General features: G+C 39.9%; 9 protein-coding genes. 8 read left to right on the top strand and 1 reads right to left on the bottom strand.

Annotated elements, in window-relative coordinates; all coding sequences use genetic code 11:
* The first annotated feature begins 539 nt into the window (after positions 1 to 539).
* The 6 genes from ACIF8R_RS15475 to astE all read left to right on the top strand — a co-directional run bounded on the left by ACIF8R_RS15475 (position 540) and on the right by astE (position 8,039).
* Positions 540 to 1,814, top strand: coding sequence for a Glu/Leu/Phe/Val dehydrogenase (locus tag ACIF8R_RS15475; protein ID WP_134262440.1), 1,275 nt, complete (start codon positions 540 to 542; stop codon positions 1,812 to 1,814).
* A 143-nt stretch (positions 1,815 to 1,957) separates the two neighbouring features.
* Entirely contained in the window at positions 1,958 to 3,172 is a 1,215-nt protein-coding gene (locus tag ACIF8R_RS15470) for an aspartate aminotransferase family protein (protein WP_396481700.1), read from the top strand.
* Positions 3,173 to 3,190: 18 nt separating this feature from the next.
* Positions 3,191 to 4,222: an arginine N-succinyltransferase gene (astA, locus tag ACIF8R_RS15465; protein ID WP_396481698.1), complete on the top strand. Its 1,032-nt coding sequence runs from the start codon at positions 3,191 to 3,193 to the stop codon at positions 4,220 to 4,222.
* Positions 4,222 to 5,691: a succinylglutamate-semialdehyde dehydrogenase gene (astD, locus tag ACIF8R_RS15460; protein ID WP_396481696.1), complete on the top strand. Its 1,470-nt coding sequence runs from the start codon at positions 4,222 to 4,224 to the stop codon at positions 5,689 to 5,691. The genes astA and astD overlap by 1 nt, the downstream gene beginning before the upstream one ends.
* 17 nt (positions 5,692 to 5,708) lie before the next feature.
* Positions 5,709 to 7,052 (top strand): N-succinylarginine dihydrolase, encoded by a 1,344-nt coding sequence (astB, locus tag ACIF8R_RS15455; RefSeq protein WP_396481694.1) that lies wholly within the window; start codon positions 5,709 to 5,711, stop codon positions 7,050 to 7,052.
* A gap of 12 nt (positions 7,053 to 7,064) precedes the next feature.
* On the top strand, positions 7,065 to 8,039 hold the full coding sequence (gene astE / locus ACIF8R_RS15450; RefSeq protein WP_396481692.1) for a succinylglutamate desuccinylase: 975 nt from the start codon (positions 7,065 to 7,067) through the stop codon (positions 8,037 to 8,039).
* A gap of 57 nt (positions 8,040 to 8,096) precedes the next feature.
* Here the strand turns inward: astE and ACIF8R_RS15445 are convergent, their stop codons facing one another.
* A complete protein-coding gene (locus tag ACIF8R_RS15445) occupies positions 8,097 to 8,798 on the bottom strand; it encodes a hypothetical protein (protein WP_396481690.1) in 702 nt (233 codons plus the stop codon).
* A gap of 582 nt (positions 8,799 to 9,380) precedes the next feature.
* On the opposite strand from ACIF8R_RS15445, the gene ACIF8R_RS15440 reads away from it, so the two are divergent.
* Both ACIF8R_RS15440 and ACIF8R_RS15435 read left to right on the top strand, forming a co-directional pair.
* Positions 9,381 to 9,689, top strand: coding sequence for a hypothetical protein (locus tag ACIF8R_RS15440; protein ID WP_031945722.1), 309 nt, complete (start codon positions 9,381 to 9,383; stop codon positions 9,687 to 9,689).
* Positions 9,690 to 9,724: 35 nt separating this feature from the next.
* Positions 9,725 to 11,056: a S8 family serine peptidase gene (locus tag ACIF8R_RS15435; protein ID WP_311069768.1), complete on the top strand. Its 1,332-nt coding sequence runs from the start codon at positions 9,725 to 9,727 to the stop codon at positions 11,054 to 11,056.
* Positions 11,057 to 11,137 lie beyond the last annotated feature (81 nt).

Here is an 11,137-nt window from a genome sequence, read left to right as displayed (position 1 = left end):
ATTTTAAAATGTTCTAAATTACCTTGCGCTGTGCTATATTTACTTAAAGATTTTATGTCTATATGAAAGCATGATTAACCAGCTTGAGTAGTGACGTGAAGCTTGCAGTATTAGTGAACAATTTTTATTTAAAAAGACTAATGGAGGGATCTATCGATTAGTCAAAAATAATTTTATGGACTTATGGTTTTTTCGTTTTATGAACCCTAGTTCTTTTTAACTCCCAAACGGTTATATCACCTCTTTTGCACTTATTTACGATCGACTTGTTTGAGTTGATTGCGGTGGAACTTTTGCTTTTATAAAGACGTTTTTATAAACAGCAGATGAGGCAAAAGAAAGATTGTAAAAGATATCGATATATAAAAGTAAATCGTACTTTTGATATCACAAGATGGAATTTAAAAGGTCTGAAGCTTTAGAAGAGCTGAAGATTTTATAAATAAATCAAGACATTGTTATTGCAAGGTTTTGGTTGCTGAATAATAAAGACTGCGGATTTATCACATCTGAGTCTGTATAGGTAAATAGGAAAAAAGATGTCAGATCTTTCATACGTAAACGAACACAGCGATGCATGGCAAACTTACTTGGCACAAATTGACCGTGTTGCTCCGTACTTAGACCACTTAGCTGAGTTTATCGACACTTTAAAACGTCCAAAGCGTGCGCTTATTGTTGACGTGCCAATCGTGATGGATGACGGTTCTATTCAGCACTTTGAAGGCTACCGTGTACAACACAACTTGTCTCGTGGTCCTGGTAAAGGCGGTGTTCGTTACCATCCAAATGTTGATTTAAACGAAGTTATGGCGTTGTCTGCATGGATGACAATTAAAACTGCTGTTTTGAACTTACCATTTGGTGGTGCAAAAGGTGGTATCCGTGTTGACCCACGTAAACTTTCAAATCGTGAATTAGAGCGTTTAACTCGCCGTTATACGACTGAAATTGGCCACATTATCGGACCTCAGAAAGATATTCCTGCTCCAGACGTTGGTACAAATGCCAATATCATGGGTTGGATGATGGATACTTACTCTACAAGCCAAGGTTATACAGTAACTGGTGTTGTAACTGGTAAGCCAGTTCACTTAGGTGGTTCTTTAGGTCGTGTTAAAGCGACTGGTCGCGGTGTATTCGTTACAGGTCGCGAAGTAGCTGCAAAAATCAACTTACCAATTGAAGGCGCGAAAATCGCTGTTCAAGGTTTTGGTAACGTAGGTAGTGAAGCTGCTTTCTTGTTTGTTGAATCAAAAGCAAAAATCACTCACGTTCAAGATCACACTGGCACAATTTTCAATGCTGACGGTATTGATCTTGTTGCATTACGTGAACACGTAAATGCAAACCAAGGTGGTGTTGGTGGTTTCGCTGGCGCGCAAGCAATTGCTGATGAAGATTTCTGGACTGCAGATGTAGACATCATTATTCCTGCTGCGTTAGAAGGTCAAATCACAGTTGAACGTGCTGAAAAAATTAAAGCTAAGTTGATTTTAGAAGGCGCGAACGGCCCGACTTATCCTAAAGCGGAAGATATTTTAGTTGAGCGTGGCATTGTTGTGGTTCCTGACGTGGTATGTAACGCCGGCGGTGTAACTGTAAGTTACTTCGAATGGGTTCAAGACATGGCGAGCTACTTCTGGACCGAAGAAGAAATCAACGAGCGTTTAGACAAGTTGATGGTTCAAGCTATGCATGACGTTTGGAATACAGCAAACAGCAATGCTTGTACTTTACGTACAGCAGCTTACATCTTGGCATGTGAGCGTATCTTAAAAGCTCGTAAAGAACGCGGTATTTTCCCAGGCTAATCTGAGGAAATTACCTTTTAGAAAAAGTGGGCTGAGCAAATATAAAGGATGTATAGGGTTATTTGTTCAGTCCCTTTTTCTAAATAAATTAAATGAAAGACAGTAAGACAGATTAAATAAATTAAATAGATACTGAGGTAAGCATGGAACAGCCAATTTCTGTAACTCGAAGCAACTTTAATGACTGGATGGTTCCAGTTTTTGCACCGGCAAATTTCATTCCGGTACGTGGTGAAGGTTCACGTATTTGGGATCAAGAAAATAAAGAATATATCGATTTTGCAGGCGGGATTGCAGTAAACGCATTAGGTCATGCGCATCCAGTGGCAGTAAATGCATTAACAGAACAAGCAACAAAACTTTGGCATGTAGGTAACGGTTATACCAATGAACCCGTTCTACGCCTTGCTAAACAACTCACTGAACAAACATTTGCAGATAAAGTATTCTTCTGTAACTCGGGTGCAGAAGCGAATGAAGCAGCCTTAAAGCTTGCTCGTAAAGTTGGGCTCGACAGCGGTGTGGCAGGTAAAAGTGGCATTGTGGCATTTAATAATGCTTTCCACGGCCGTACCTTATTTACCGTTTCAGCAGGTGGTCAACCTAAATATTCACAAGACTTTGCACCACTTCCAAACGGCATTAGCCACGTTGCTTACAATGATTTAGAAGCTGCCAAAGCAGTCATTAATGAACAAACCTGTGCCGTGATTGTAGAGCCTGTACAAGGTGAGGGTGGGGTAATTCCTGCTGACATCGAATTTTTAAAAGGTTTACGTGCACTATGTGATGAGTTCGGTGCCTTACTTATTTTTGATGAAGTACAAACAGGTGTAGGCCGTACAGGTTCACTTTATGCCTACATGAACTATGGTGTTACACCAGATGTGTTAACCACTGCAAAAGCACTAGGTGGAGGTTTCCCAGTCGGTGCAATGTTAACAACTGATAAATTTGCGCCGCATTTTTCAGTGGGTACACATGGTACGACTTATGGTGGTAACCCGTTAGCAAGTGCGGTTGCTGGTGCTGTATTCGAGTTTATTAATACGCCAGAAGTACTTGAAGGTGTAAAACACCGTCATCAATATTTCCTTGATGCATTAAATACTTTAAATGCTGAATATCAAGTTTTTGATGAAATTCGTGGTCAAGGTTTATTGATTGGCTGTGTATTAAAAGCTGAATATGCAGGTAAAGCAAAAGACATTACAACTTGGGCAGGCGAAGAAGGACTACTCGCTTTAATCGCAGGACCTAACGTGGTTCGTTTTACTCCTTCTCTGATTATTCCTGAACAAGATATTGATGAAGGAATTACTCGTTTAAAAAGAGCTTTGGCAAAGTTGGCTAAATAAAAAAAAGGAAAGCTAGCCATGATGATTGTCCGTCATGCCGAGTTTCGAGACCTTGAAGATATTTATAAATTAGCAGGTAAGTCAGGTGTTGGCCTGACTTCCTTGCCACAAAATATGGATACGCTTTCGGCTCGAATTTCACGTACTCGCAATACTTTAAATGGTAATGTTCATAAGAGCGAACAAGGTTATTTGTTTGTTCTTGAAGATACAGAAGCTCAACGTGTTATTGGGGTGAGTGCAATTGAAGTTGCTGTAGGTTTAATCGAACCTTGGTATAACTTTCATGTGGGAACACAAGTACACGCTTCAAAAGCATTAAATGTCTATAAAGCATTACCGACTCTATTTTTAAGTAATGACAGAACAGGAAGCAGTGAGCTCTGTACATTATTTTTAGATCCGGAACGTCGTGAGAACCAAAACGGTAAATTCTTATCAAAAATCCGTTTTATGTTTATTGCAGCATTTAAGCAATATTTTGAGAAAAAACTGATTGCTGAAATGCGTGGTTTCTCTGATGAAAATGGATGTTCGCCTTTCTGGGATGCGATTGGCCACCATTTCTTCAATATGGATTTCTCAACAGCAGACTATTTAAGTGGAATTGGTCAAAAAGTTTTTATTGCGGAACTTATGCCACGTTTTCCAGTTTATGTAGACCTCTTGCCAAAAGACGCGCAAGAAGTAATTGGAAAAATGCATCCACATACTCTGCCTGCTTATCATGTGCTTGAGTCTGAAGGTTTACGTTATCAAGGATATGTCGATATTTTTGATGCGGGTCCAACCATTGAAGCTAATATTGATGAGTTACGCGCAGTTAAAGAAAGCCAATTTTTAACAGTCAAAATTACAAATGAAACAACAGTAGGTAAAACACAATACCTTGTTGCCAATGATAATTATCACGACTATCGAGCTATGTTAATGAAGCTTGATCTCGTAGATAGCACTCTAAATTTAACCCATGAACAAGCTGAAAAACTCGGCGTACAAGAAGGTCACGCTGTTCGTGTGTTATCACTAAATCCTATGGAAGTATCCTGATGTCAAACTCTTTATTTATAAACGGTGTCTGGTTACAAGGCAGCGGTACAACATTTGTAAAAACAAATCCGGTTGATAACCAAACTGTATGGTCTGGTACTGAAGCTACAGCTAGTGATGTTGAGAAAGCTTGCCAAGCGGCACGTACAGCATTTCCTGCATGGGCACGTTTACCTTTTGCTGAGCGCGTAGCGATTGTAGAAAAGTTTGCAAAGCTGCTTGAAGAAAATAAAAAACATTTAGCAGAAGTCATTAGCCAAGAAACCAGTAAACCTTTTTGGGAAACGTTAACTGAAGTTCAGTCAATGATTGGCAAAGTTGCGATTTCGATTCGTGCTTATCACCAACGTACCGGTGAAAGTTCAACTGAAATGGCAGATGGTGTAGCATCGTTACGTCACCGTCCACATGGTGTACTTGCAGTTTTTGGTCCATATAACTTCCCGGGCCATTTACCAAATGGACATATTGTTCCTGCATTGCTTGCAGGCAACACGGTTGTATTTAAACCAAGTGAATTAACGCCTTGGACTGCTGAAGAAACTGTAAAACTTTGGCAACAAGCAGGTTTGCCAAATGGCGTAATGAACTTAGTTCAAGGTGGCCGTACTACTGGTGAAGCTTTGGCGGCTTCCCATGAAATTGATGGTCTATTGTTTACCGGAAGTGCTAACACGGGTTACCACTTACATAAGCAAATGGCGGGTGCACCAGAGAAAATTCTTGCGCTTGAAATGGGTGGTAATAATGCACTTATTATCGATGAAATCGAAAATATTGATGCTGTAGTTAACCTCACTATTCAATCTGCTTTTGTTTCGGCTGGTCAGCGTTGTACATGTGCGCGCCGCATCTTAGTCAAAAATGGTGCGCAAGGTGATGCATTTATTCAACGTTTTGTTGAAGTTGCTAAAAACCTGAAAGTTGGTCGCTGGAACGATGAGCAACAACCATTTATGGGTGGTGTGATTTCATCGGTTGCTGCAACAAACATGATGAATGCTCAGCAAAAGTTACTTGAGCTAGGTGCCAAAAGCTTATTGCCAATGACGCGTCCTCAAGAAGACAGCTCGCTACTTACTCCGGGTATTGTTGATGTAACAGGTGTGGCTGGTATTCCAGATGAAGAATATTTCGGTCCGCTTACCACCATTCAACGTTATGACAGCTTTGATGAAGCATTGAAAATTGCCAATGCAACTCGTTTTGGTTTGTCTGTTGGTTTGGTTTCTCCAAAACGTGAATTATTTGATGACTTACTGATTGAAGCACGTGCCGGTATTGTGAACTGGAATAAGCCATTAACAGGCGCTTCAAGTGCTGCGCCATTTGGTGGTGTTGGAGCTTCGGGTAACCACCGTGCAAGCGCGTTTTATGCTGCTGACTATTGTGCTTGGCCAATGGCTTCACTTGAAAGTGAAAGCTTAAGTTTGCCAGAAAAATTATCTCCAGGGATTGTGTTGCCTTAACACTAGGGAAAGAAAAAATGAAAGGATATGAAGTAAATTTCGATGGTTTAGTGGGACCAACACATCACTATGCGGGTTTATCTTTTGGTAATGAAGCATCAACCAAAAACCGTAATAACACCTCAAATCCAAAATTAGCAGCGAAACAAGGCTTATTAAAAATGAAAGCCTTGGCTGATATGGGAATGAAACAAGGTGTACTTGCTCCGCATGAACGTCCACATGTTCCAATGTTACGCCGTTTAGGTTTTACTGGAGATGACATTAGCGTTGTTGCTCAAGCAATGCGTTATTCACCAGAGCTATTGTCATCTTTAAGTTCAGCTTCTCCAATGTGGACTGCAAATGCTGCAACAGTTTCACCTTCGGCTGATAGCCAAGATGAGCGCGTGCATTTTACAGCAGCGAACCTGAACAATAAGTTTCACCGTTCAATTGAAGCTGAAACAACGAGCCAAGTTTTACAAGCCATCTTTAAAAATGAACGTCACTTTGTACACCATGAAGCTTTACCACAAGTGGCTTTATTCGGTGACGAAGGTGCAGCAAATCACAATCGTTTAGGTGGTGATTATGCTAAGCGCGGTGTTCAAGTATTTGTTTATGGTCAACAACATTTAAATAATGGCTTACCGGGACCAAAGCGTTATCCAGCACGTCAGACGCGTGAAGCAAGTGAAACAATTGCACGTTTACATCGTTTAGATGAAGCTCATACCGTTTTTGTTCAGCAAAATCCGGATGTGATTGATCAAGGCGTTTTCCATAACGATGTGATCGCGGTAAGTAACCAGCAGGTTCTATTCCACCATCAACACGCTTTCTTAAATCAAGATCAAGCTTTTGCTGAAATTCGTCAAAAGATGGCAAGCATCGGTGAAGACTTTATTTCAATTGAAGTGCCTGAAAACCGCGTTACTGTAGACGATGCTGTGGCTACTTATTTGTTTAATAGCCAGATTTTGACTCGTCCAGATGGTGGTATGACCATTGTTGTACCAGAAGAGTCTCGCCAAAATGCTGCAGTGTGGAGCTATTTGAACGATATGATTCAAATGGGCACACCAATTGATGCTATTCAGGTATATGACTTACGCGAAAGTATGCGTAATGGTGGTGGACCAGCATGTTTACGCTTGCGTGTAGCTTTAAACGAAACTGAATTAAATGCTGTAAATCCAAAAGTCCTCATGAATGATCAGTTGTTTGGCACACTCAATCAATGGGTAGATAAACACTATCGTGATCGTTTAGCTCAAGAAGATTTAGCAGATCCGCATTTGCTTATGGAAAGCCGTATGGCGCTTGATGAACTCACCAAAATTTTAGGTTTGGGTTCGGTTTATCCTTTCCAAAAGTAATGAGGAGGTGACATGCAAGATTTTCTAGCATTAACCTTACAGGGTGAGCAACCTACAACACGCGAAGGAAAACAAGATAATTTTACTTGGCGTTGGTTAGGTGAGGGTCTTCTTGAATGTACACCACATGAGCAGTACGACAAAACTGTCGTACTGTCAGCTGGGGTACATGGTAATGAAACAGCACCAATTGAGTTGTTATCTCATCTTTGCACCGATTTGTTTGCTGGACGTTTAAACCTTGCTGTGAGGTTGCTGCTTGTGTTGGGTAACCCTTATGCAATGCGTCAAGGCAAGCGTTATGTACATGATGATGTAAACCGTATGTTTTGTGGTGGATACAAAACCCTACCCGTAACAGAAGAGTCTAAGCGAGCTGAGGTTTTAGAACACGCAATTGCTACTTTCTTTCAGGAAAGTGCGAGTGATGCTAAGCGCTATCACTATGATCTGCATACCGCAATTCGGGCTTCATTATTACCAACCTTTGCTTTATTGCCTTATCAAACCCATGACTACGATGCCAAGTTGATAGCAAGTCTTGATGCTGCCGATTTAGATGCTTTGGTTTATCACCGCGCTGCAGGTAAAACCTTCACACATTTTACCAGTGAGAGTTTTAAAGCTGCGAGTGCCACCTTGGAGTTGGGTAAAGCCTTGCCATTTGGACAAAATGACTTGAGTCAGTTTGCTGCAATTGATGAAGTCATTCGTAACGTGGTTTCTGAACAAAATTTACCGACGCGACATAAATCGAAAATTCGAGTATTTCAGGTATCTGACTCTTTAATTAAAAAAGATGAAGATTTCCAAATGAACTTATCGGCTGAGGCTCCGAACTTTTCGACATTTACCCAAGGTGAAATCATTGCGATGCAACCTTCGGGTAATTATGTAGTTGAGCAAGAGCAGGTCTGGATTTTATTTCCAAACCCAAATGTGAAGATCGGCTTACGTGCAGGCTTGGTTTTAACTGAAACACGCTAAATAACTTTTAGATCAATAAAAAAGGGCAATTTATTGCCCTTTTTTATTTATAACTGATTAGTTAGTACCGAGAAGACCTTTAACGAAAGATTTCTTTTCAGTTTTTTGTGTAGAACCTTGAGCACCTGCATTTACGTTGGCATTTGCACTAATTCCAACTGGAGCAACATTAACACCAACGTTTACACCTGTTTGAGCGTTAACGGCATGAGCTGGTTGAGCTGCATTTAATTGTGCTTGAGCATCTGCTTTAGTGCCAGCAACAAATTCTTTTTGCTCTGCTTGGTTTTGAGCTACGCGGGCTTTAACCGCATCTACACGTGCTTGAGCATCAGCTTGTTTTTCAGCAGTAAATTCTTTTTGTTCAGCTTGTTTTTCTGCAACTTTAGTTTTTACTGCATCAAGATGCGCTTTCGTCCCTGCTTTAGCTTCAACGGCTAAGTTTTTAGTACCCGTTGCAGCTTTAGTCGCTAAATTTTTTGTTCCTGTTACAGCATCAGAAGAAAGTTCAGTCACTTTACCTGTTGTTTTTTTAGTTGCTTTAACTGTAGTGTCAGCCGCTACATGACCAGCATGTTTTGCAGTATGGCCTACAGTGTGAGCAGTATTTTTGACTGTATTGGCTACGCCACTAACAAGTCCACCTGGTTGTACATTAACTTGGGCAGAGGCACCTGCATTAACGCCCGCACTTTGTGCAAAAATAGAGGCAGAAGCAAGAACACTTGCAGTCACGATAGCTGTTTTCATCATTTTCATTGCGATATCCTTCAAAGAATATACCCTTTAGTGAGGTATTTCATAAACGCAATCGCATCATAGTCAAACCTTGATTCGCTTGGGAATCACCTTCATCAAAACGTTACAACAGCATTACAGTCAATAAACACATAAGGGAGAAATTGTGGAGAAAGAAAAATATTAATAATAAAGTGAAATAGATATCGATATTTTATGATTTAAAACCGAGCAAAATATTTCCTCTTTTTTTGTTCTCTGAAATAAAAACAAATAAAAGCATTCAACATGACCATTTTTCTATATCTATAAAGATGATTCTTTTTTCATTTTTTATTGGAGTTAACGGCATAGTTATTGCTTATTATGAGAATAGGGTGCTTTTTGGCGCTTTTTTGAACCATATTCTGCCAGAAATATAAACGTACAGGGCAGAACTGTATTTTTGCTTATTCGGGAAAAGGTGTTTTAGCTTTTCTCATGTTTATATATTTCAAGAAATAGAAATTTCACATGAAATATATCTAAAGAAATAGCGCCTTATTTCGAATAATCAAAAATAAATATAGATGTCTATAAACAAAAAAACAGAGATCTTAAATGATGAAAATTATTGCTTCCCTTTTCATATTGGTCGGCTTAGTCGCCGTTGTTCTTTATTTTAAGCCAACAAGCGGTGCATCTGAGGTGTTCAATTCTGCTTTACATAAGCCGAATTCATCACAACCAGACACTTCATCTTTACTTTCTAAACTTAAGGAGCCTGCTCAACCTAAAAACGTATCTTTAAATTCAACTCAACCCAGCCCAGTATCAGCAGATACTGTTCCTTTTTATGACACAAAAAGTGATCTTTCTATTCAACCAATTGATCCAGAAAAAGATCCAGCAAATGAAATAAAAGCGAAATAAGTAAATTGTTAGTCGAAAGACTACGGAGAAAAATAATGCAAAGTAAAACGTTATTTCTATTAGGTCTATGTACGATCTTAAGTACGACTGCATCTGCTCTTCCTTTGGACTCTAAAGGTGCTAAACAGCAGTTAAATCAGGCAGCAAAACAAAAAGTATTTCAGGGTAAAATTGATTTAGATGCCTTGGTCACCAATGATTCTAATGACCTTATCGTTGAATACAATATCCCTTCGGAAAGTGTAGCTTCAGGTTTGGAGCGGCGAAGTTATATTGCTGCAAATAAAAAGAATATACAATCGAGGTTTAATCGTGGTGTAGGGGTACAAGTACTTCGAGACTACAATAATTTGCCTTTAGCTTTTTATCGAATTAGTAATAGAGAAGCTTTAGTTGATTTACTTAACGATCCGAACGTTAAGGCCGTATATCCAAACCGAATCAATCAGCCTACGACGATGGAAAGTCTGCCTTTAATTAATCAGCCTCAGGCCAATACTAAAGGTTTTAATGGAACCGGTTCTAGTGTTGCTGTGCTGGATACAGGGGTAAATTATTTACATTCGGATTTTGGCTGTACGGCGGTGAATACACCTTCAAGTACATGTCGTGTCGTTTATTCATTTGATAGTGCTCCAGATGATGGCTCACTTGACGATAATGGTCATGGTAGTAATGTTTCAGCGATTGTGTCTAAAGTTGCTACCAAAACAAAAATTATTGGAATAGACGTTTTTCGATCAGGTTCAGCCTATGATAGTGATATTATTGCGGGCATTAACTGGGCAGTAAATAACGCTAAAACATACAATATTAAAGCGATAAATTTGAGCCTTGGTGTTCCTGGTGTTAAATACAAATCTGAATGTAGTAATAGTAGTTATGGAACAGCATTTGCAAATGCGCGAGCTGCTGGAGTAGTACCAGTAGTCGCAACTGGTAACGATGCATTCCCTGATGGTATTTCTTCACCTGCTTGTGTTGCTGGAGCGGTAAGAGTAGGTGCTGTATATGACAGTAATATTGGTGGTGTGTCATGGGGGAACCCAGTGAAATGTTCTGACCCAACCACGGCAGCGGACAAAGTGGCATGCTTTAGTAACGGGGGCAGCCTTGTGACTTTATTGGCACCAGGGGCAATGATTACTGCGGGTGGCTATACTATGGGAGGTACTTCTCAGGCGACGCCACATGTGGCTGGCGCGATTGCGTTATTAAGAGCAAACAGTGTTACACCAACTGAAACTATCGATCAGACCATTAACCGTTTAAAAACCACTGGTAAACCTATTACTGATTCAAGAACGGGCTTAGTTTTCCCACGTATTGATTTGCTGGCGGCAACCAATGGTTTAACTGTTAACTAAATAGCATATTTATAATTTTTTATTAGGTCCAAGAAATTTAAAATGGCTATGGCTCGTTGCAAAAGATTACTTCTGCAACGA

It is taken from the genome of Acinetobacter sp. ABJ_C4_1 (assembly GCF_044538495.1).
Taxonomy (GTDB): domain Bacteria; phylum Pseudomonadota; class Gammaproteobacteria; order Pseudomonadales; family Moraxellaceae; genus Acinetobacter; species Acinetobacter nosocomialis_A.
The sequence above is the reverse complement of the archived record's forward strand: the minus strand, read 5'-3'. Positions and strand labels throughout refer to the sequence as shown.

Excerpts from the sequence above, each read along its gene's own strand:
- ACIF8R_RS15475 (WP_134262440.1), top strand. The coding sequence starts at position 540 with ATGTCAGATCTTTCATACGTAAACGAACACAGCGATGCATGGCAAACT.
- ACIF8R_RS15470 (WP_396481700.1), top strand. The coding sequence starts at position 1,958 with ATGGAACAGCCAATTTCTGTAACTCGAAGCAACTTTAATGACTGGATG.
- astA (WP_396481698.1), top strand. The coding sequence starts at position 3,191 with ATGATGATTGTCCGTCATGCCGAGTTTCGAGACCTTGAAGATATTTAT.
- astD (WP_396481696.1), top strand. The coding sequence starts at position 4,222 with ATGTCAAACTCTTTATTTATAAACGGTGTCTGGTTACAAGGCAGCGGT.
- astB (WP_396481694.1), top strand. The coding sequence starts at position 5,709 with ATGAAAGGATATGAAGTAAATTTCGATGGTTTAGTGGGACCAACACAT.
- astE (WP_396481692.1), top strand. The coding sequence starts at position 7,065 with ATGCAAGATTTTCTAGCATTAACCTTACAGGGTGAGCAACCTACAACA.
- ACIF8R_RS15445 (WP_396481690.1), bottom strand. The coding sequence starts at position 8,798 with ATGAAAATGATGAAAACAGCTATCGTGACTGCAAGTGTTCTTGCTTCT.
- ACIF8R_RS15440 (WP_031945722.1), top strand. The coding sequence starts at position 9,381 with ATGAAAATTATTGCTTCCCTTTTCATATTGGTCGGCTTAGTCGCCGTT.
- ACIF8R_RS15435 (WP_311069768.1), top strand. The coding sequence starts at position 9,725 with ATGCAAAGTAAAACGTTATTTCTATTAGGTCTATGTACGATCTTAAGT.